This window comes from Paenibacillus sp. N22P23, from assembly GCF_059383735.1.
The window spans coordinates 498,013-520,339 of sequence record NZ_JBXENT010000004.1 but is presented as its reverse complement, the minus strand read 5'-3'; the positions used below and the strand labels follow the sequence as shown (position 1 = coordinate 520,339).

Here is a 22,327-nt window from a genome sequence, read left to right as displayed (position 1 = left end):
ACTTGTATTTCGGCGATTGAGTGACTTCGAGAGCGATATATCCGCTAAAGTGCGGCTAATCGACCACGATTTGCTGCTGATAGCGGTATATCCGCTAACAGCACCCAGAAAAGGCGAGTTTACTTGTATTTCGGCGATTGAGTGACTTCGAGAGCGATATATCCGCTAAAGTGCGGCTAATCGACCACGATTTGCTGCTGATAGCGGTATATCCGCTAACAGCACCCAGAAAGGGCGAGTTTACAGGGATTTCGGCGATTGAGCCACGTCATGAGTCGGCGCAGAACTCCCCGGCAAACCAGCAACATGAAGAGGCTGACCTTTAATCATCATCGATGATTAAGTGTCAGCCTCTTCATGCTATTTATCGCTGCTGCCCATAGGTTCAACTCTCAGCATCCATCTACTGAAAGCTGCGCTTCGTGCCGTTGGTGAGTACGGGCAGGCATTTGATTTCGCTTGTCATGCTGGAGTGGCAGATGGGACAGCTGGGAAATTCACCGAATGAGAAGTCGTTTCGCATCCAGCAGCTGCAGCCTTCGTTACTGCATGTCCAAATGGACGTTTGCTCTTCCGGAATCGGTTCAACCACTTTCTTTGAGAAATGAATAATCAAGCCCTCCTTCGTGTTCATGCCGTAACCTCTTTTAATATGTGACTGGTCTGCCAGAAATATACTTCTTTTTTCAAGACAATCTGCCTTAGGGGTCAAACGCCAATTTTGCATGCCAAGCGGACAAGTGACCAAGAGCCTTGCCTGTCATTCGCATATATATGGAGACAGAATACTCGAAAATCAGGGGTGGAGCGCGTGCAGGCGAAGCGAAAATATAAAGCCCAAGCAGCAAGAAAAGGATTCGCCGCAGGATACAGCAGCGGCCAGCGAGATGGCGCGTGCGACTTCATCTACCGGCGACTGCATCCGGCAGCAGCATTCCCTAAACGGAATGTCTGTGTGCTGTATATTCCGCAGGGCTTTGAAGCGATCGACCAGGGCATCGTCGAAGCGCTTCGCCAAACGGTGCGCGAAGTGCATGTGGCAGATGCCAAGTTCATGGCGGAGCAAGCTTCGTTCATAAGGCCGGATTGGATGCTGGTGCTCAACGGACTGCATGTTTTCCCGGACGATCATTTGCAGCAAGTGGATGCCGTGCGGGCTATGGGCATTCGTACGGCCATTTGGTTCGCGGACGATCCGTATGTGACGGCAGATACGGTGCATATCGCGCCGCATTACGATGTTGTCCTTACACATGAGCTGAGCACCGTTGAGCTGTACAGGGGACTTGGCTGCTCGGAGGTTGCCTACATGCCGCTGGCTGTCGATCCCAATTGGTTTAAGCCTATGAAAGTGGAGGCGGGGCATCGCAGCGATATTTGTTTTATCGGGCAAGCGTTCTGGAACCGAGTGGAGCTGTTCGATGCGATCGCTCCCTATCTGAAGGGGCGCAAGGTTTTTATTGCAGGCGGCCTGTGGGATCGGCTGCGCCATTATAAGCAGCTGCAGAAATTCATTCGGATGGGCTGGCTGCCGGTCGATGAATCGATCCGTTACTACAACGGCGCCAAAATTGTGATTAATATGCACCGGACTACGGAGCGTGGCAAGGACAATAAGAACGAGCTGAACCTGCCGGGAAGATCCATCAATCCGCGTACGTATGAGATTGCGGCTTGCGGTACGCTGCAACTGACCGATATGCGTGAAGATTTACCGCAATACTACGTGCCTGGCGTAGAGCTGGAGACCTTCAACTCACCGGAAGAGCTGGTCATGAAGCTGGACTATTACTTAAATCATGAAGAGCAGCGCCGGCAGATTGCAGTACGGGGGCTGCATCGAACATTGAAAGATCATACCTTCGTCCAGCGTTTGCAGCTGGTTGCTGAGGTGTTGAAGTGGTGATACGGAGCAGAAGAAAAAGGTTCAGGCAGGGAGGAGTGAATAAGATGGCGACCAAAATACGAAGACGCCGAGTCCGTAAAGTGGTTCGGGGGCTTCGAGGTGAAGCGCGGGGAAGAGCAGACGGGTTCCGGCTTGGCTGGCAGCATGGCCATTGGTTCGGTCAATGCGAGTCGGTCTTGCAAAGTACGGCACAGACGCAGATTTTCGCAGTGAGGCAGGCGCATGTGCTGTTTGTCGCGACAGGCAAAGGTTTTCCGTATTCGCCGCTCGATGAGGCGATTGCCAATGCGCTTCGCGCACAGGTAACCCAACTGACGATTACGGACACCTTGCAGCCGGTAGCAGAAATTGCGATGCGCATTAGACCGGATATTGTAATCGTGCTGGACGGCCTTCAATTCAATGTCGCCCAAGTCGATGCCATGCGGGCAGCCGGAATTCGTACCGCCATTTGGTTCACAGATGATCCTTACTACACGGACATCACCTCAGGTATTGCGCCTCATTATGATGAAGTGTTCACGCTGGAGCTGGTCTGTGTCGATTATTACCGCCGCCTTGGCTGTCCGAATGTGTATTACTTGCCGCTCGGAGCGGATCCGGCATCGTTCAGACCGCGTAATCCGCTTCGATCACAGCGGCATGATATTTGTTTCATCGGCTCGGCTTATTGGCGGCGCGTCGAGTTTTTTAATGAAGTGACGAAATTTCTCGCTACGAAGGATACGCATATTTCCGGCATCTGGTGGGAGCGGCTGAAAGATTTTCAACTGATGAAGCACAAGATTGAGCTTGGCCGCTGGATGGGGCCGGATGAGACCGCGAATATGTACAACGGCGCCAAAATCGTCATCAACATGCACCGCGCCCATGATGATGAAACCTTCAACAACAACAGTGCAGGCATCGGAGCGATTTCACCGAACCCGCGGACGTTTGAAATTTCGGCTTGCGCAGCGCTGCAGTTGACGGATATTCGCAGCGATCTTGTGTCGTTCTATACCCCGGATGTGGACATCGTTACCTATTCTTCGCCGCAAGAGATGATAGACAAAATTCAGTATTATCTGGCGCACGAAGAAGAACGGAAGGCAATCGCGATGCGCGGCATGTACCGGACGATGCGTGAGCATACGTATGGCAAACGGATTGAGATATTGCTTGCGATCTTGTTTCCCGGTTAAGAGGGGTACAGTTGTCCATCACAGTGAGCAGCGGAGATAGAGTTGGCGGTATTTTGTGCGTTTGGAAAGGTTCAAATGTCGTGCCACTTCAGTAGCCGCGTCAATATATTGTACAACTAGGGTTTTGATAGCTGCGATGAAACAGGTGGAGGGGAGTCAACCAATTGAAGCTTAGTAAACCAAAAATGCTAGTATTCTCGCATATTTGCAGCCCTCAATATGTGACCGGCGCTGAGAAACTGCTGCTATTTATGGTCAGGGAGCTGTTGCCCTCCTTCGCTTGCACGCTCGTCGTCCCCAATGAGGGCATTATTGCCGCAAATGCTCGCAAGTTGGGAATTACGGTCATCGTCCATCAAATTCCACTGGTCGTGCCTCTGTATCTAGGACTCTCTCATATGACCGATGAGATAGGCGCTCATCAGCAGGACCCGCTATGGCTGCAGTTGATCCAGCTCATTCACTATGAACGGCCGAGTATCATCATTGCCAACACCTGCGTTCATCCGATGCCTGCTATCGCCGGCAAGATGCTCGGTATCCCTGTCGTCTGGACCGTCATGGAAGCGATCCGGGAAACGCCTCACACTGCGCTTGCAGCTTCCATAATCGAGCAGTACTCCGATTACATCGTCGGCATCTCAGAGACGACACTTGCACCGCTTCGCACGCCAGGCATGATTCCCAAATCGACGCTGATTCCACCCTCTTGGCATCAAAGTGAACTGAATCCGGAGAGCTGGCAGCAGCACCGCATCAATCGGCGCAGGCAGCTCGCGATTTCCGATGATCAGCGGCTGGTCGGGTACATTTCGTCGTCGATCTTCGAGTTGAAGGGGCTCGAGCATTTTATGCAAATGGCCGTCAACACGGCTGAGCAGCATCCCCATGCGATGTATCTCATCGTTGGCAATCCCGTGGATCAGGGCTATTTTGAAAAATGCATCGGTATTGCAAGGGACCGCGGGCTGATGGAGCGATTCCGCTGGGTTCGGTTCGAGGAGCAGGTGGAGACGGTTTATCCGGCGATGGATGTACTCGTTGTCCCTAGTCTAACGGTGGAAGGCTTCGGCATGACGGCACTCGAGGGCATGGTGTTCGGGAAGCCAGTCGTCGTGTACGGCTCAGGCGGACTCTCTGAAATAGGCCGAGCTACCGGAAATGAAGCCTATGTTGTTCCGATGGGGGATACGGAAGGGCTCACGCACCGTGTGTCATCACTGCTCGCGGATGAGGCCGCACTTCAATCGATTGGGAATCGCAACGCACAGCTGGCGCATGAAGTGTATGGGATTAGTGCTTACCGTGATCGGCTGCGCAGGTTCATAGCTATGCTGATCGTTCGCGGATATTACCCGCCGACAGTGCTTAAGGGAAGCGCGCCGACGATCTACAAGTTTGACAATGGCGTTCTCCGGCCGTTCCGATCGATGCGCTCCTTCCACAGAGCGGGACATCGGATGGAAGAGATTCGCGAGGTTCCGGATGTTTACATTGCCGCATGGCCGAAAGGCGCGCCGGTTGGCACGGCATACAGAAGTAGAAAAAAGGGTCGCAGACGGCTGACAGGCCGACTAGGGAAGAACGGGCGAGGCCGCCGCGGGCTTCGAAAGCAAGGCAGCTTGAAGCGCCGAAGGCAGCCGGGGCGCCAGAGGAACCGGGCCAGAGGAGCTAAGAAGAAGCGTTAGCAGCTCGCAAGTGAGTTGAACGACGAAGGAGGGACGTTTCATGCGCGTTGTAACGATTTTGGGCACGCGCCCGGAAATTATACGACTGAGTCTTATCATTCAGAAGCTGGATGCGCTGGCCGAGAAGCATGTGCTCGTGCATACAAGACAGAACTTTTCTCCGTCGCTTAGCGATGTGTTCTTTCGGGAGATGGGGCTTCGTCAGCCGGACTATTTGTTCACGGAAACCAGGCAGACGCTCGGCGGGCAATTGTCCGTCATGTTCGCAGAGGTAGAGCGAATTCTGATCGCCCATGAGCCGGATGTGGTGCTTCTTCTAGGCGATACGAACAGCGCACTTTGCGCCATTATCGCCGAACGGATGGGCATTCCGGTCGTGCACATGGAGGCGGGCAATCGCTGCTACGATCTATCGGTGCCAGAGGAGAAGAACCGCCGCATCATCGACGCCATTGCAAGCATTAACATGCCGTACACGTCATACAGCAAGAACAATTTGCTGCGTGAGGGCTTCCCAAGCAATCGAATCGTGCTGACAGGTAATCCCATCCATGAAGTGATTGAGCATTACAAGCCGCAGATTGATGCCAGCGATGTGCTGGAACGCTTCGGTCTGCAGCCTGGCAGTTACGTGCTCGTGACAGCGCACCGCGCGGAGAACGTCGATGTGCCGGAGCGGCTGACCGGCATTCTTGAGGGACTTAATCGCGTAGCGGCGCGTTTTGACAAGCGTGTGATCTGCAGTGTTCATCCAAGGACGAGATCGCGGATCGACAGTGGTTCGGTGAGCGTGGAGATGGATGATCGGGTGGTTTTCTATGAGCCGCTGGGATTCTTCGACTTTGTCCGGCTGGAGCAGCATGCGTACTGCGCCATCACCGACAGCGGCACTGTGCAGGAAGAATGCTGTTTGTTCGGCGTTCCAACCGTCACGATTCGGCAGACGACGGAGCGTCCGGAGACCATTGACTGCGGCAGCAACGTCGTATGCGGCTTGAAGGCGGAGCGGATTGAAGAGGCTGCGGTCATTATGACGGCGTTGCCTGCGAAGTGGGAGTGTCCGGACGGGTATTTGGCAAAAGATGTGTCGGATAAAGTGGTTAAATTTGTGCTTGGAGGGAAATGGAATGTTTACTAATCAGCGCATACTGGTCACCGGGGGAACAGGGTCCTGGGGCTACGAACTGATCCGCCAGCTGCTGCCTCAGCAGCCCAAACAAATTATTGTGTTTTCCCGTAACGAGTCCAGCCAGGTGGCGATGAGCCGCACGTTCGAGGATCCGCGTCTGTCCTTCTGCATCGGAGATATTCGGGATAAAGAAGCATTGATGCGTGCGTGCGAGCGAGTCGATTACGTGTTTCATTTGGCAGCGCTGAAGCATGTGCCCGTTTGTGAGGATCAGCCATATGAAGCGCTCAAAACAAACGTCATCGGAACGCAAAACGTCATCGAAGCCGCCATCGCAAACGGGGTAAAACGAGTGGTCTACATCTCTACCGACAAGGCGGCGAACCCGTCGAATTTCTATGGCATGACAAAAGCGATCGGCGAGAAGCTGATCGTGTACGCGAATCTGCTGCATTCCAATACGACATTTGTCTGCGTGCGCGGTGGAAATGTACTTGGCACGAACGGAAGCGTCGTGCATCTGTTTATGAATCAGATCAGGGAGAAAGGGCAAGTGCGGATTACGGATATGAACATGACGCGCTTCTTCTTAACGCTGCAGGATGCCATTACGCTGTTGTTCAAAGCATCGGAGGAAAGCATAGGCGGGGAAATCTTCGTCATGACGATGCCGACCTGCCGTATAGTGGACTTGGCTGCCGTATTAATCGAGGATTTGGGTATTCCCGCGAATATGGTGGTAACGGGGATTCGCCCAGGGGAGAAAATACATGAGATTCTGCTGACAGACCATGAAAGCATGACTACGGTTGTGTATGATGAGGAGTATTTGGTTATCCTGCCAACCCTAGATATTCCGGGGCTTCGTCAGCATTACAGCAGCTATCCAAGCGTGGATTTCGAAAGCTACAGCTCCAGTCAGTCGCTGCTGACGAAGGAAGAAATTCGTTCGATGCTGAACCGGGGCGGGTTTCTATCATGAAGCTGCTCATTATCGGAGGAAGCGGCATGGCAGGTCATGTTCTGATCCGGTATTTTGAACAGCTGCATCCCGAAATGGATGTTGTGTACACGACTCGATCCACGGAGGAGGGAGCGAGCGGGCAACGCCTTGATGCTTCTGACAGTGAGGCTGTAGCTGCACTTGTGCGTGCGGTACAGCCGGATGTCATTGTTAACGCGGTTGGCGTGCTGAATCAGGATGCTGAGCAGCATCCGCTTGCCGCTTATCAGGTGAATGGGTTTCTGCCTCACTGGCTGCGGCATCTGGCAGACCATCTGGATACACCTGCACGAGTCATTCATATTAGCTCAGACTGCGTATTCAGCGGGATGAATGGGGGATATACGGAGCAGGATTTGCCGGATGGCACCTCCGTATATGCGAGGTCCAAGGCGCTTGGCGAAGCGCCAGGCTCCCGCCATCTCACGATTCGCACTTCCATTATTGGTCCTGAAATCAGGCCGCAAGGGATTGGACTGATGAAATGGTTTCTGGCGCAAACGGGAACCGTCAGCGGCTATGCGAGAGTGTGGTGGAACGGGGTCACCACGCTTGAGCTGGCCAAGGCTGTAGATTATGCGATTGCAAATCCGCAGATCGGAGGATTGGTCCATTTGACAGCTGCCGAAACGGTAAGCAAGCTTACGCTGCTGCACTTGTTTCAATCCGTCTTCCAGGTGAGCGGGGTCAAGATCGTACCGGATGAGCGGCTGTACATTGATCGGACGCTTGTTTCCACGCGCAGCGACTGGGGTTATCTTGCACCAGGCTATGTACCGATGCTGGAGGAGCTTGCGAACTGGATGAATGAAGGTTGAGCCGCCCGCGCCTGCTAGTAACAGGGGCCGGCGGCTTCTGCGGCGAGCATGCCTGCCGGTACTTTAGTACGGCGGGCTGGGAGGTGACGGCGGTCGTTCGCCGACTGCCGTCGCCAGATGCAGAAGAGTGGGCATGGCTGAACGACGTTCATGCGGCTCTGGCTTGCGATCTGGCTGCGCAATCCGAGGTGCTGGCGCTTATCGAGCGTGCCAAGCCGGAATATGTGCTGCATTTGGCAGGTGCCAATGCAGTTGGAGCCTCATGGAGCGACCCTGCGGCTGTGCTGCAAAGTAATGTGATGGGAACGGTACATGTGCTGGAAGGCGTGCGGCGATTAGGGACGCCGTGCCGAGTCGTCGTTGCCGGTTCGATGCTGCGTTTCCCGCTCGCTGCAGCTGATCATGGCGGCGGTGTGCGGCCGCAGCCGCAGCATCCCTACAGCTTGAGCAAGACGATGCAGGTGCTGATTGCACAGAGCTGGACAACGCTCTACGGCATGGAGGTTGTGATCGCTGAGCCGTCGAATCTGATTGGCCCCGGCCGATCCGGCGGCTTGTGCGCACTGCTCGCTCGCTACGCAGCCAAGGCGGAGCAGGCTGCAGCGAGCGGCACTGCTGCGCCGGCGCCGTTCCGGCTGTCTTCACGCAGCGAGCAGCGCGATTTGCTTGATGTGCGCGATGCGATTCGCGCATATGAACTGCTTCTGCGCGCCGGAGAGAGCGGCCGCATCTATCCGGTCGCCTCCGGCGTGATGCGCACGCTCGGCGAGATCGCAGATGCCTTCGATGCGCTGGTGCAGCCAGGTCTGCTGCAATGGGAGGTTGGCGAGTCGCAAGCCGCCTCGCCGGCACCGGTGAATTGCGAAGGCGTCATCGCCCTTGGCTGGATGCCGCTTATAACGCTTGAGCAATCGCTGCGCGAAACGCTGGAGGCAGCGCGGCAGCACTAAAGTACGACAATAGAGAAGCAGCAGGAGGCAGGTAGAATGGGAAACGGGACTGCGAACCCGAGGGTGAGTATCGTCATCCCCTTTTATAACGACCCCTATGTGACGGAAGCCATCGAGAGTGCACTCGCGCAGACGTATGACAATATTGAAATTATTGTCGTGGATGACGGCTCAACGATGCATGCAGAGAAGCTGCGTCCGTATGAGGGACGAATTCATTACGCAGGTAAAGTGAACGGCGGCACAGCGAGCGCGCTGAACGCAGGATTCCGCCTTGCGAGCGGCAAATATGTAGCATGGCTCAGCTCCGACGACCGTTTCTATCCGGACAAAATCAAACGCCAAGTCGAAGCGATGGAGGAGCAGGAAGCGCTCATCAGTCATACCGGATTCGATATCATCGACGGCCGCGGCAAAATGACCGAGCTCGACCTCATCCCGCCGGGCTACGAGAACGGCGAGTTCTATCGCGCGCTTCAAACGAGCAACCCGATCAACGGATGCACGGTGATGATGAGCAAGGCGCTCTATCGGATTACCGGCCCATTTCATGAAGGGCTAAAGTATACGCATGATCTGGATTACTGGTACCGCGTACTGCTGACCGGTATTCCGTTTCTGCTCATCCCAGAGCCGCTCAGCGCTTATCGCCGCCACGAAGAGATGGGGACAGTGCGCCACCGTGATGCAATCGCGATAGAGGTGAGGTCAACATTTGCCCAATACGAGAAACGTTGGCGCGCGTATATTACGCAGCTCGGCTTCGGCCCTCCGCGGAAGGTCAAGTCGCCGGCAGCGGTCGACCGCACAAGGTCGAATACGAAGCGGAAGTCGACTCGCGGCTAGCTCTAACGAATCCCAGAGGTCTTATTTGAGCGAAATGAGACGATTTGAAAATCTAACGAATCCTACAGGTCTTATTTCATGTTTTCGTGCCCTCATTCGCTCCAATTACCCTCAATAGCGTCTCTACGATTCGTTAGAATAAATCTTGGGCAATTTACCGCTTAATAAGGGCTCTACGATTCGTTAGCGTATTTAGTCGAAAACAGCGATGAAGTCCGAAGCGTGACTTCGCCGCTGTTTTTATTGTTGCTGCCAGCGGGTAGGTCATGCAGGCGCGTCAGTTATGAGGGTTTCGAGTTAATTCTGCGCCAACTAGTGTTATAATCACCTAAGACTAACGGAATCAGAAGGGTGATAGTCATGAGCATAATACGATTGGAAGATGTAACGAAGAAATATGAAGAGACGCTGATCTTTCGCAATATTTATTTTAAAGTAACGCAAGGCGAACGAATTGGCCTGATCGGGCGTAATGGTGCCGGGAAATCGACGGTATTCAAACTCATTATGGGGCAAGAAGAACCAACAACCGGAAACGTGGAAATAGATCCTCAGGTGAGAATCGGGTACTTCTCGCAATTCTCTGAAATGCACGGCAGCTTGTCGGTTCAGCAGGAGCTGGAAAATTGCTTCGAGCAGGTCGCGCTCATCGAACGTGAGCTGCAGGAAGTCGGGGAAAAGCTCGGTTTCGTCACGGATGACGGCGAAATGGAGCGGCTGCTTGCGAGACAGGCCGAGCTCTTCGAACAAATGGAGCATCTGGATGGCTGGAACGTGTCGGTTGAAATTAACACGGTTCTGACGAAGCTTGGATTTAACGACAGGTCACGCCATCAGCCGGTCGATGAGCTGTCCGGAGGCTGGCGAAACCGTGCGGCACTCGCCAAAATGCTCATTGAGCTGCCTGATGTCGTACTGCTTGACGAACCGACGAATTACTTGGATATGGAAGGAATTGCATGGCTGGAGCAGTGGCTGTATCGCTTCAAGGGCGCCATGATCCTCGTATCGCATGACAGGCAATTTATCGATAAAGTTGTGACGCGTACGATTGAAATTGAGAACTATCATTTTCAGGAATACGAAGGCAATTACACGGATTACATCCGCAAGAAGAAGATGCGCAAGAAGGAGCTCGACCGCCAGTTCGAGTGGGAGGAAGAGCTGCTCCTGATGGAATCGGAAGCGATCGACAGCCGTGCCAGCCGCAAGTCGTCGAAGGATCGACTCTCCCGTCAACTGGCGGATAACAAGAAGCGGATCGAGCCGCATCCTGTGAACGTGCTGATTACGGATATTTACGAGAAGCTGCGTTTTCCGGACAAGCTGTGCGAAGTGAAGAGTATCGGACAATCTTATGAAGGCCGGCAGATTTTCCAAAATGTCAGCTTCGATATTCAAAAGGAAGATCGACTGGTCATCGTAGGCCCTAACGGAAGCGGGAAGTCGACGCTGATTAAGGTGCTCACCGGACAGGAGAAGCCCGAATCCGGCGAAGTGACGTGGGAGAAAGGCGTCAGTTACGCGTACTTCAACCGGATGTGGGAGGAGCTTAATCCTAAGGATACGGTTAGCCACGCAGTGAACACATACGGCCTCGGACTCGATGCGCCGCGCAAGAAAGTGAACAAGTTTCTAGCCATGCTGCAGTTCTCTGAGATGGATCTAAGCAAGTTCATCGGCAATCTGTCAGGTGGACAGAAGGCACGGGTTGCGTTGGCAAAATGTCTGCTGTCGGGAGCGGCTGTCATCATCTTGGATGAGCCTACCAATCACCTGGACCTGACGAGCATTCAGGTCATGGAACAGGCATTGATCCATTTTCCGGGGGCCGTCATAACAGTCAGCCACGATCGATTCTTTATCGATAAGATCGGAACGAAGATGCTGACCTTCGAACCGGAAACGGGAATTAGCGTGCAGAATCTATAGGTAACCAGAAGACCGAGTATCCCTCTAGAGGAGTACCCGGTCTTTTGTCATTTCAATATGCCAGTACACTATCGCTTGCTCTGCACCAAATCGGCGGCATGCGTAACCCGATTTCTACCGGTTTGCTTCGAGTGATACAGCGCCTGGTCAGCATGATGAAGTACGGTTTGTTCCGTATCTTCCAGCGAGATCGTCGCTGCTCCGATACTTACCGTGATCCTATATTCATGTTGAGGCGTGACCGCAGCTGTGGAGCAGTATCGCTCCGCAGCAAGGATGGCATCTTCTTGGGTTGTATTCGGAAGAATAATGACAAATTCTTCCCCGCCATATCGCGCTACGATGTCGTCTGTCCGCGACAGGGATTGAAGCAAATGTGCCAGACCGACGAGAACTAAGTCTCCAACAGGATGCCCATACGTATCGTTGATCGATTTGAAATGATCGATATCGATGATGAGGAGAGAAAATTGCTGACCCGACTGGTGATAGAATGCGAGATTTGCAGCTAAGCTGTCTTGAAAGAACCGTCTGTTCCGAAGACCGGTTAACGGGTCGGTGGAGGCTAAGGTTTCGAGCTGATGGTTGAGACGCAGCAGCTCCTTTTGCTTAATTTCATATTCCGCATGCAGCCGCTCAAGCTCTTGGTTCGCTTTATTCGTAGCTTGATACAGCTCTTCCAGCTTCGTTTTGGTTTGCAGAATATCTTTCTCATGCTCAATCCGCTTCCGCATTTCAACCACCACGCAGTCGATCACAAGCTCGCCGTCACGTTCCTGCCGAATCCCATTCAGCAGAACAGGCACCTCTTGACGAGTGCTCGTTCGTAGCGAGAAGTACATCTCATTGACATGTCCGTAGAGCTGGATGAACGGATAGAAATACGTATGAAAGAACAATTTGTTCGTAACGGTCATCATGGATTCTACATGTTGATCGATTAATGCATCCCGCTCATAGCCCAGCATGTTTAGCAGGGTTTGATTGACCGACAGGATCTGCCCTGCGCTTGAGATTGAGAAATAGCCGCAAGGGGCTGCATTTAATTGCGTATCCACGGGGCATCCGCCTCTCTATGGGTATTGCTTTACGGCTAAATAATCTTTAATCATCGCGGTCGTTTCTTCGGGATGACTTAAATGCGGGTAATGCCCTTTTGCACGCATGTATTGGATCGTACTGTTCTTCAGATGAGCATATAAGTATTCGCCGACCTCAATTGGAGCGATGCTATCGTCCGAAGACTGCAGGATCAGCGATGGGATTGACGCATGCTTGAGATCATTTCGGCAATCGGAGAAGAAGGTGACCTCGGCAAATTGCCGTGCAATATGAGGATCCCTGGAGCAGAAGCTTTGCTCAAGCTCTTCGGCTAATTCCTGTCGATCGGGATTTTGCATCGCAATGGGAGCAAGCGTGCGCGCCCAACCAAGAAAGTTTAATTGCATCATTTGGAGCAGTTCATCAATCTCATCCTTATGGAAACCGCCGTAATAATCAGGAAGATCATTCATATAGCAAGGAGATGGCCCGATCATAATGATCCGTTCAAAATAAGTTGGATTCTGTATGGAAGCCAGCATGCCGATCATACTGCTAATGGAATGACCGACGAAAATCGCATCTCGTACATCCAGCGATTCCATGATCTCGAGAACATCCTCGGCATACCCTTGCAAATGGCTGTATCGATCCGGATTATAGCAATCAATTTGAGAGTTGCCTGATCCTACATAATCAAACAAGATGACGCGATAGTTTTCCTCAAAATGAGGGGCGATATGGCGCCACATCACTTGATCACAGCCGAAGCCATGTGCGAAAATAATCGGCTGTTTGCCCTTGCCGGATATGTTGATGTTATTGCGAGCCAAGATATCGATTGTCATCTTCAACCTCCTTTTTCACAGTCCATTCAATAATGACGGCATCGCCATTCTGAATCGTCTCCTTGTAGATGGCAGGCTGGCCATTGAGCATCATCCGTAATGAGCCCTTAACTTGTGTGCGGTCGAATTCAATGTAATCAAATAGATGAATGAAAGCGAACCCTGCTCGATAAGGTAACGAGAGCGGGGAACCATTATAGGTAATGTGGATGAATGGTTCAGCAGAAGGCGACAGATGTTGTTGATCTTTGAGAAGAATCTCCTCTGGTTCCTGAGCAGCAGCCACAACCTCGGTCTCGCGTGCAATTGAAATCGAGTCACGATGTTGAATCCGATATTGCGTCTCCACAGGCTGACCATTAACATGGATACCTACAGTCGGCGGAATATCAAAATGTTGATAGACATCCGCTAATGTTGTGAGTTGCGTGGCCGTGACGGCGTCGTTAGCGACGAGGAGTCGATCATCGGCAGCTGGAATACCATTGATTGTTATAGCCTGTGTTATCGGAGTCCAGTGCTCATTCCAATAGAATCCGGCGTTCCTATCGAACAGCTTGTCTACTGTCAGTTCTTTTGGTTTACCCGGTGTAGCAGGCGTGATCGTAATTTCATCGTGAAGCCTTATGGGCGTGCTGATACTGGCTAATTGGTTGTTGACATAGATTTCGCCGGGCTGCCCTGGCTCGCCGAATATCGTTCGTGCACGTCCGTTAATCGTAATTTCCATCGATTGGCCGGCTCGTGCGATTAATTGCTGAGGATTAAAGCCGATCAGCATGAGTGCGTCAATCACCTGCAGCGCCTTCGTATTGATCAATTTCACACGATCCCCGTTAACGGACACCTCTACAAAATCCTTGCCCAAGTGAGCGGCAGCTTTGATTAAGATGCCAATCGGCGTTATCACCTCAGGACCGGTCATCTCAAAGTGCTGAATGGTCATTTTGGGAATCGTGGCAAGATCACGAGTGGCCACTCTGCCAACCGGTATTTGCAAATAGTCCGCTATGGCTTTGCTCAATCGAGGCAGCTTGCTCCCTCCGCCGGTCAAGAATACGGCGCTCGGCGCTTTGCTGTTTTTCTCCATAATGTTATCGGCTATATTTCTGGCAATAAGGTCAGTCACTTCTTGAATCATGTCCAAAATTTCTTCGGAGGTGATCGTATGCTGAAGGCCGATAATATCGGTGAAGGTCTGCTCCGTATCCAGGTAAAGCTTACATTTTAACGCCTCCGCACTATCGAAATCGAGCAAGTAGGCTTTGGCAATGGCTTCTGTTACTTCGTCGCCTGCGGTTGCGGTCATCGCATAAGCGAAGACGGTTCCATCCTTGGTAATGGCAATGTCTGAGGTGCCGGCCCCGATGTCTACGAGTGCGATGTTCAGCAGGCGCATGTTGGCAGGGACGGCAGCTTCAATCGCTGCGATTGGCTCGAGCGTCAAGTAGCTGACATTCAATCCGATGTTACTAACTGACGCATAAAGGCTTTCCACGACGGTGCGAGGCAAGAAGGTGGCGATGAGATCAACCTTGATGGTTCTGCCCCGGTGTCCGATCAGGCTGAGCATCATGGCATCGTTAATATAGTAATTGACGACTGTATGGCCAATGCAGAAATAATCTTTGATGTCCTGTGAATGCTCTAGCAGCTGATTATAGATGAGATTCAAGCATTCGGTTTCGAGAGAGTCCACGACATGTTTCTCGATCGGTTTGTTATGATCGACTTCTTGCTCTAGCTCAGCACGGCCTGTAATGAGGGAGCGGCCTGCGGCAGCAATCGCGACTTCGGTCAGCCGTTGCCCGCATTTTGCTTCCAGCTTTTCTTTAATCACCTTGATCGATTCCGTAACGCCTTCAATATCATGAATTTGTCCGTCTATCATCACGCGGTCTTTATGGTACTCTACCTCGCCATGCTCGATGATCAGGCTTCCATCCTCGTAATAACCTGTTAAGCCTATGACGCTTCTGGTTCCAATATCAACTGCAAATACACGCTGCATATAGCTTGCTGCCGCTTCGCTCCGTACCATTCGAGAGTTCCCTACCTTCATGTTGGTTGCTTTCGTGGTGTTTGTCCTAGGTTGACCCAATAAAAGGATAATTGCTTTCTAGTATATCATAAAATGTCGAAATTCAGCGGGTTGGCAAATAGGAATGTCGGGTATTCAAGCGGGTCACGAAGCGATCTCAAAATAGTTAATATTTTGCTAGTAACATGTTGAATAATTGCTTATTTCCCTATGTTACCGTTAGGATGCTGGGCAGCAAATGCTTCTGAATTCCTCTCCTCGTTTTATGAAAGCGCTTCAGTATTGAAGTCATCGACATCCAGATTCATCTTACCTAATCCGTTCGTGATGGAGGTGGTGCAGAGAAATGTGATCGGCTTTGCAACGAAACGTTGGCTAATTAAAACATGCGAAAAGGAGACATGCAGCGATGTTCAGAAGAAAGGTAAAGCAAGGCCTCTATGGTGTGATGGCATTTACGCTCATTGCCAGCGGTTTGCTCGTGGACGTGGGGAAATCCGAAGCGGCGCCGATTCCGGAAACGGTGACGTACAGCGCACTATCGTCTTTCGGTACGGCGCAAGGTGTGGGCAATTGGTTCAATATGAAGAAGACTGGAAGTACGTATTCGTATCTTAGTGTCTACGATGCGACTGCTCCGGCTAAGTGGAAAGAAACCTCCGGTTTTCCTTATGTGAGGGACTCCTTCTTCCACCCCGAGACGACCTATGATGCGGTGAAGAAATGGGTTGCGCCGCAGGCAGGCAATGTCGACATCACGGGCAATGTGATCAAGGTCAATGCCAGCAGTAACGGAGTCGTGGCGAAAATTTTCAAAAATACGACGCAGCTATGGAGCGCTACCGTTACGCCGGCAGCCGATGTAACACCAAGCGGTGTATCGAATATTCATGTTGAGGCTGGGGATGCGCTCTATTTTGTCATCAATGCCAATGGCAATATGAACTTTGATGAAACGAATTGGTCGCCGATTGTGACAATGACAACGGCAATCAAGATCGAAGCGGAGAGCTACAACTCAATGTCTGGGGTTACAACAGCGACGACACCGGATACAGGAGGCGGCCAGCAGGTTGGCAGCTTTGATACCAATGATTATATGGTCTTCAACAGTGTTAATTTAAGCGGTGGCTATAAGACGCTTGAAGCTCGCGTTGCAGCCACCGCTACGGGCAGTAAGTTCGAGGTTCGGCTCGACAGCCTGACAGGTCCGGTTATCAGCACGTTTACAGTGGCCAATACGGATAGCTGGAATACGTTCGAGACGCAAACGTGGCCGATCACAGGCTCCGCAACGGGCACGCACAATCTGTATGTGAAAGGGATCTCGGGTTCAGGCATTGCGAATATCAACTGGTTCCGGCTGACGAACAACAATTCACGTGGTGCCACGATGCCATTCACAACCTATGAAGCGGAGAACGGTACACTTGGCGGCGGCGCGACCACGAATAATGATACGACGATGAAGAAGGAAGCATCTTCCGGCAAGAGTTATGTGCATCTCGATGCAACAGGCGAGTCTGTACAATGGACGAATGTGCGCGATGCGAACCGTATCATTCTGCGGTACAGCATCCCTAAGAATACGAGCGGGACGCTGGCGCTCTATGTCAACGGCGTGAAGCGTCAAGACTTATCGCTCACCTCTACCTTCAATTACGATACAGCGCCGGGAAATTCGTATGTACGCAGCTTTGATGATAAGGATTTCGCGATCGATATTAATGCCGGAGATACGATTAAGCTGCAGAAGGATTCCGGCAACGGCCTTGCTTGGTATGGGATTGATCTGATTGATCTGGAGACGGCGGCTGCTCCGATTGCCATGCCGGCTAACTATATCTCGGTCAAATCGGCGCCTTACAATGCGGTCGGCAATGGCGTCGCGGACGATACAGCAGCGATTCAAAGTGCGGTTAATGCCGCGGCTTCGACTGGCAAGAACGTCTGGTTCCCGCCGGGGACCTACAACCAAAGCGATAAAATCGCCGTTCCTTCAGGTGTAAGCTTGAAAGGCGCAGGTATTTGGTACTCCCATCTGCACAGCACGATTACCAATGGAATCTGGGGTGGCGAAGTAGGGTTCACGCTGAACAACAACACGACGATCTCAGATCTTCGCATTAGCAGCGTGGATACGCAGCGGGATGCGCATTATGGCATCATCGTGCTTACCAATCCCGGCACCGGCGCTAACAATGTACTGCAAAATCTATGGGCGGAGCATATGGGCTGTTTGGAAGGCTGGACGGATTGGTCAAACTCTACCATTCAGAATGTACGGCTTTACAATACGTATTTTGACGGCATTCACTGGGGAGATGATGGGAACTCCGGCAATGTGGCGCAGAACAATTTCATGCGTGGACTTGGCGATGACGGGGTTGCCCAGGTTAATCTCATGAACTTCCCAGGGGTTGCGCAGAACAATTTGGCCCAATTCAATACGATTATCGCCAGCTACTGGGGACGCGGCATGTCTGACGTTGGCGGCAACAGCCTCATCTACCGCGATAACTACATCGACAGCACATATAATGCGGGTATGATCGTCACGACGGAGCCGGTCGAGCCAACGAAACCTTCGTATACGATCAGCGGCCTCAAGTTCCAACGAAACACGATTAACAAAGCAGGACATACCGGCCACAACCATGCTGGTATTCAGTTCTGGCTCTATGTGAACCCGATGCTCAATGTCCGCATCGAGCTCAACAATATTACGAACGGAGAAACGGAAGGCATTCATATCGACAACACGTCTTACGGGGACAGCGGCGGACGGACGCAGTTTAATTTCAACGTCGCATCCGGCAATGCGCTGCCGAATTATACGAATGTGAATCCGTTGGTCGTGCCGGTGTTGAACGGGAATACGGGATTTTAGCAATCTGATGCTATTGCAGTGGTATGTAATGTAATGAAGAGGCTGTCTCAAAAGAGGGCTTCAGATAGGTATTGAAGCCCTCAGTGGCAATTTTCAGATGAAAAAATGGCGTCATAGGTCTCCTACCTGTGGCGCCATTTCTCGTCTTCGGTCAACTGCGGCTTTCTTCAGCAAATTATGGGCAAGCATAAGCCACCCGACCTGTAAGCTTACTTTTTGTAAGCCTCGAAGCAGGAACCTTCGAAATCCTCGGTTGTTTTTGATTTGGCCAAATACGCTTTCCGGTTCATACATCCGCCGAACGGACAGTCCGCAGCCTTTTTCAATAAGACGAACGCGCCCCCCTGCTCAATAGATTTTCTCGCTAACGAATCGTAGGGGGCTTATTTGCTACAAAAAAACCGTTTTGAAATTCTAACGAATCCTACAGGCCTTATTGGCTCCGAAACCCGTGCATTTCTGCTTAATTCCGCTAAATAAGGCCTCTGTGGTTCGTTAGAATTTTAGAGGTGCTCAATTCTCCAAAATAAGACCTCCACGATTCGTTAGAGCGGCGAAGGTTGGAGAGAAGCTGGCTATCCCTTCGTCATCATCGATGACTTTTGGGACAGACCCTGTACTTTGCCTTCCATTATCCGAAATAAGCGGAAGCGTTCAAGTTCTCCGGACCGACACGAGCGATTCCTTCTGAGCGAGCGATTGCGAATAACGTGTAGGGCTGAAGCCCTGATGCCGGTGCAGGGATATTATAATCGGATGCAGAGAATCCAACCGTGTGTATCCCGGATTCAAACGAATGCTGCGATTTGTAGATAAGCGAATCGTCGATCGTAAGACCTCTTACCATGTAAAGCTCTAGTAGGAAACCTTTCGGAAAATCCGTAGGAAGTGCGACGCCTGCCATTCCCGTCAATTGAACCCGGATAATTCCCGGGGTATCGTGTGGAATGTTCAGTCCTACCTCTCCAACGATGACAGGGGTATCGAGCGGGAATATATCAAACTCCGTGAGAACAACGGGAATATTGCTGGATGTTCGTGCATCGATAAGTTGTCCCATAGCAGCACCTACTCCTTTTATACTAAGTTATGCAGCATCGCTAGAAAAGGGTCGAGATTCCTGCCTGCAGGAGCAATAAAAGGATTCATTTTGTCGTTTCTCGAATATAGTTGAGATGATTATGGCGGTGATAGATTTTTGAAGCTGAGGAAAGGCGGTAACCAATCCCATGAACGACGTTCGTTTCCCGATAGGACAGTTTCAAGCGGCGCCGATTACTACACATGAAGAAAGAGCAGCTCTCATCAAGGAGATTCCCAGCATTACCCTGGCGCTCAGGAAGCTGGTTCGCAGCCTCGGTTCGGAGCAGCTAGACGCTCCATACCGCGATGGAGGTTGGTCTGCAAGGCAGATTGTGCATCATCTGGCCGACAATGATATGAACGCGTACTTGAGATTTAAGCGGGCACTAACAGAGGAAGAGCCGCTCGGCGCGACGTATAGGGAAGATCTGTGGGCGGAGCTGCATGATTATCGAGAAGTTCCGATCGAGGATGCGCTAGATTTACTAGAGATTCTACATCGGCGTTTTTTGACTTTGCTCCAAGGGTTGAACCCAGAGCAATTCAGCAGAAAGTTACGAACGCTGGCGCTCGGCAGCATCACGCTGGATACAGCGCTGCAGCGGTTTGTGTGGCATAACCGCCATCATACGGGCGCAGATTGAATCGCTTTGGTATCGCATGAGCTGGAGCGGGTCAGCCGCGATCTGTTTCAATGCCTCCGGCCAACTCTTGATGGTGCTGCAGGGGAAACCGCATGAAGAGAAAAGGTGGTCTATTCCGTCAGGCGGACGGGAGGCGAACGAATCCTATGAGGACTGCTGCATCCGCGAAGTTTTCGAGGAAACGGGCTATCGCATCCAGTTGGCTGAACAGCTCATGATGAAGAAGGAGAGAATCGCTTATTTCCGTGGAGACATTGTTGGAGGCGAGCGTTGTATCCAAGATCCGGACGGCCTTATCTATGATATCGCATGGAAGTCAGCTGACGAGGTTAGGGAGTTGGCGTTATCTTTTGAAGAAGATCGTGAGCTGCTTATAAGTTTAATAGAAGAACGGATTAAGGTAGGAAACGAGAACTAGCAACTTGTCTCCGTATATCTAGGTAGATAGAAGGGGAGGCGCCGCGAGCGGCCGGGATATTTTGTTGCCGCTTTCATTCGTGTAAGGTATGCTGGAAATGCATGGAATGCTATCAAGCGAGGGTGGAGTTATATGCCATTTTGGCAGTCCGTTCGTTTCAAGATCGTATTCGGCTTTCTCCTCATGACCGCACCTATGGTGCTCTTCCTTGTCTACAATAACATCTATGCGACTAAAGTCGTGCGTGAACAAATCTCGCTGCACTATAACAATCTGATGGAGCAGCAGGTGCAAAATAACGACGCGATCTTGCAGGAAACGATGCGTTATTTGTACCGGATGCAAGGAGACCCGAACATTCAATCGCTGCAGCAGCTATCTCTGGCCGAAGAAGACTCGGACTATACGATGGTGAAGATGGAGCTGACAAGGCGATTCCTGCTCGATACCGGCTACTACAATAAAGTGGATACCTTCTTCGTCTATTCTCGCAAGGACGACGATATGTTCTTCGCCACGCAGTACAGCTTCCACTTCGCGGAAGTGCAATCCGCCCTCCAGGACTACACGACGAAACTGGCCTCCAAGGATCTACCGGAAGAGACGCAGCGCTGGGAGCGTTTCTCCATCCCGAACGATACCAATTATCTCATTAAAACGGTTGATCTGGGCTCAGGCGTCTACATCGGCGCACTAGTGCAGGTCGATCGATTAAACGAGGTCTTAAGCAAATTTGACGTTGGACCCGATGGCGCGGCATTCGTTGTCGATCCGGCGGGCAATCCTTTAACGAACTCCCCATTGCCTGTCGTACAGGAATCCATCGTGCAGACGGATATTGTGGAGATGACCAAAGAAGACAGAACGACTTGGAACCAGAATCATTTCCTCGTGATCACACAGCCTTCCGCCATTTCGGATATCCACTATATGATCGTTATTCCTGAAACGTATATTTTGAAAAACCTCCCCTATTTCCAAAAGATGCTCTACATCTGGATACCGCTCATCGTCGCAATCGTTCTATCCTTCTATCTTCTATTCCTGCAGAGAGTCATGTTCAAACCGCTTGTTGGACTCGTGCGCGGCATGCGGAAGCTAGGTCAAGGCCAGTTCAACATAAGGATGCCGGTGAACACCGATAATAGCGAATTCGCCTTCATGTCAGGAACGTTCAACCAAATGGCGGAGCAAATCGAGAAGCTTAAGATCGACGTATACGAGGAGCAGATTCGTGTTCAGAAGGCGGAGTACAAGCATTTGCAGATCCAGATCAATCCTCATTTCTATATGAACAGCTTGAATATCATTTATAATCTGGCTGCCTTGAAGGACTATAAGCTGGTTCAGAAAATGAGTCTGCACTTGGCGGACTATTTCCGTTTCGTGATGCTTGGACATCGCGCCGTAGTTTCACTTGAGGATGAAATTCGGCATATCGAGCATTATCTGGAAATCCAGAAAATCCGGTATGTGACGAAGCTGGAATATGAAATCCAAATGATGCCCGAGCATGCACTGGTGCCGATTTCGCCATTATTGCTGCAGCCTTTTGTCGAGAATTCGGTCATTCACGGATTTAATAAGAAGGTTCAGGACGGACTGCCTTTTCGAATCGGCATTTACTCGGAACACGATGAAGAGGACGCTGGAAAGTTCATTAAGCTGACGATCATCGACAACGGTCCGGGATTCCCGGAGTCCGTACTGGAAGGGCTGCGAAACGGTGTTGAGCTTGAGAGTTCGGAGGAACATCATCTGGGAATCTGGAATATTTTGCGCCGATTTCGAATGTTGTACGGCAATGAAGGCGGAATGACGTTCATGAATGGGAAGCCCGGTGGGGCTATTGTGCAGATGCGTCTCCCCATAGAGCGGCCTACTACGTTCGAAGGCAATGAATAAC

At 51.5% G+C, this 22,327-nt stretch carries 18 protein-coding genes and 1 pseudogene; 13 read left to right on the top strand and 6 right to left on the bottom strand.

Going from position 1 to position 22,327, the window contains the following annotated elements:
* Positions 1-403: 403 nt before the first annotated feature.
* Complete coding sequence (locus AC506A_RS20325; protein ID WP_495462843.1) at positions 404-610, bottom strand: cold-shock protein; 207 nt, start codon at positions 608-610, stop codon at positions 404-406.
* Positions 611-811: 201 nt separating this feature from the next.
* On the opposite strand from AC506A_RS20325, the gene AC506A_RS20320 reads away from it, so the two are divergent.
* From AC506A_RS20320 to AC506A_RS20280, 9 genes are all read left to right on the top strand, one after another.
* Positions 812-1,906 (top strand): CgeB family protein, encoded by a 1,095-nt coding sequence (locus AC506A_RS20320; protein WP_495462823.1) that lies wholly within the window; start codon positions 812-814, stop codon positions 1,904-1,906.
* A gap of 44 nt (positions 1,907-1,950) precedes the next feature.
* Positions 1,951-3,090, top strand: coding sequence for a CgeB family protein (locus tag AC506A_RS20315; RefSeq protein WP_495462822.1), 1,140 nt, complete (start codon positions 1,951-1,953; stop codon positions 3,088-3,090).
* Between the two features lie 164 nt (positions 3,091-3,254).
* Positions 3,255-4,778, top strand: a complete 1,524-nt coding sequence (locus tag AC506A_RS20310) for a glycosyltransferase family 4 protein (protein ID WP_495462821.1) — start codon at positions 3,255-3,257, stop codon at positions 4,776-4,778.
* A 40-nt stretch (positions 4,779-4,818) separates the two neighbouring features.
* Entirely contained in the window at positions 4,819-5,916 is a 1,098-nt protein-coding gene (gene wecB, locus AC506A_RS20305) for a non-hydrolyzing UDP-N-acetylglucosamine 2-epimerase (protein ID WP_495462820.1), read from the top strand.
* Positions 5,906-6,889 (top strand): polysaccharide biosynthesis protein, encoded by a 984-nt coding sequence (locus AC506A_RS20300; protein WP_495462819.1) that lies wholly within the window; start codon positions 5,906-5,908, stop codon positions 6,887-6,889. Before wecB ends, AC506A_RS20300 begins: the two co-directional genes overlap by 11 nt.
* Complete coding sequence (locus AC506A_RS20295; protein WP_495462818.1) at positions 6,886-7,728, top strand: dTDP-4-dehydrorhamnose reductase family protein; 843 nt, start codon at positions 6,886-6,888, stop codon at positions 7,726-7,728. Before AC506A_RS20300 ends, AC506A_RS20295 begins: the two co-directional genes overlap by 4 nt.
* Entirely contained in the window at positions 7,725-8,678 is a 954-nt protein-coding gene (locus tag AC506A_RS20290) for an NAD-dependent epimerase/dehydratase family protein (RefSeq protein ID WP_495462817.1), read from the top strand. Before AC506A_RS20295 ends, AC506A_RS20290 begins: the two co-directional genes overlap by 4 nt.
* A gap of 36 nt (positions 8,679-8,714) precedes the next feature.
* Complete coding sequence (locus AC506A_RS20285) at positions 8,715-9,524, top strand: glycosyltransferase family 2 protein (protein ID WP_495462816.1); 810 nt, start codon at positions 8,715-8,717, stop codon at positions 9,522-9,524.
* 360 nt (positions 9,525-9,884) lie between these two features.
* Complete coding sequence (locus tag AC506A_RS20280) at positions 9,885-11,456, top strand: ABC-F family ATP-binding cassette domain-containing protein (protein ID WP_495462815.1); 1,572 nt, start codon at positions 9,885-9,887, stop codon at positions 11,454-11,456.
* Positions 11,457-11,524: 68 nt separating this feature from the next.
* Here the strand turns inward: AC506A_RS20280 and AC506A_RS20275 are convergent, their stop codons facing one another.
* The 3 genes from AC506A_RS20275 to AC506A_RS20265 are packed head-to-tail and all read right to left on the bottom strand — an operon-like array spanning position 11,525 to position 15,386.
* Entirely contained in the window at positions 11,525-12,514 is a 990-nt protein-coding gene (locus AC506A_RS20275) for a sensor domain-containing diguanylate cyclase (RefSeq protein ID WP_495462814.1), read from the bottom strand.
* Positions 12,515-12,529: 15 nt separating this feature from the next.
* Entirely contained in the window at positions 12,530-13,345 is an 816-nt protein-coding gene (locus AC506A_RS20270) for an alpha/beta fold hydrolase (protein ID WP_495462813.1), read from the bottom strand.
* Positions 13,317-15,386, bottom strand: coding sequence for a cell division protein FtsA (locus AC506A_RS20265; RefSeq protein WP_495462812.1), 2,070 nt, complete (start codon positions 15,384-15,386; stop codon positions 13,317-13,319). Before AC506A_RS20265 ends, AC506A_RS20270 begins: the two co-directional genes overlap by 29 nt.
* Before the next feature lie 409 nt (positions 15,387-15,795).
* On the opposite strand from AC506A_RS20265, the gene AC506A_RS20260 reads away from it, so the two are divergent.
* Positions 15,796-18,276 (top strand): carbohydrate-binding protein, encoded by a 2,481-nt coding sequence (locus AC506A_RS20260; protein ID WP_495462811.1) that lies wholly within the window; start codon positions 15,796-15,798, stop codon positions 18,274-18,276.
* Positions 18,277-18,387: 111 nt separating this feature from the next.
* On the opposite strand, the pseudogene AC506A_RS20255 reads toward AC506A_RS20260, so the two are convergent.
* Positions 18,388-18,600 (bottom strand): annotated as a pseudogene (locus AC506A_RS20255) (transposase); the annotation flags it as partial.
* Between the two features lie 307 nt (positions 18,601-18,907).
* Positions 18,908-19,336, bottom strand: coding sequence for a hypothetical protein (locus AC506A_RS20250; RefSeq protein WP_495462810.1), 429 nt, complete (start codon positions 19,334-19,336; stop codon positions 18,908-18,910).
* A gap of 169 nt (positions 19,337-19,505) precedes the next feature.
* On the opposite strand from AC506A_RS20250, the gene AC506A_RS20245 reads away from it, so the two are divergent.
* The 3 genes from AC506A_RS20245 (at position 19,506) to AC506A_RS20235 (ending at position 22,326) form a co-directional block, all read left to right on the top strand.
* The gene (locus tag AC506A_RS20245) at positions 19,506-20,003 is read left to right on the top strand and encodes a YfiT family bacillithiol transferase (protein ID WP_495462809.1); all 498 of its coding nucleotides are present in this window, start codon (positions 19,506-19,508) and stop codon (positions 20,001-20,003) included.
* Between the two features lie 16 nt (positions 20,004-20,019).
* Positions 20,020-20,421, top strand: a complete 402-nt coding sequence (locus tag AC506A_RS20240; RefSeq protein WP_495462808.1) for an NUDIX hydrolase — start codon at positions 20,020-20,022, stop codon at positions 20,419-20,421.
* Positions 20,422-20,553: 132 nt separating this feature from the next.
* Positions 20,554-22,326, top strand: a complete 1,773-nt coding sequence (locus tag AC506A_RS20235; RefSeq protein WP_495462807.1) for a cache domain-containing sensor histidine kinase — start codon at positions 20,554-20,556, stop codon at positions 22,324-22,326.
* Position 22,327: the final 1 nt, after the last annotated feature.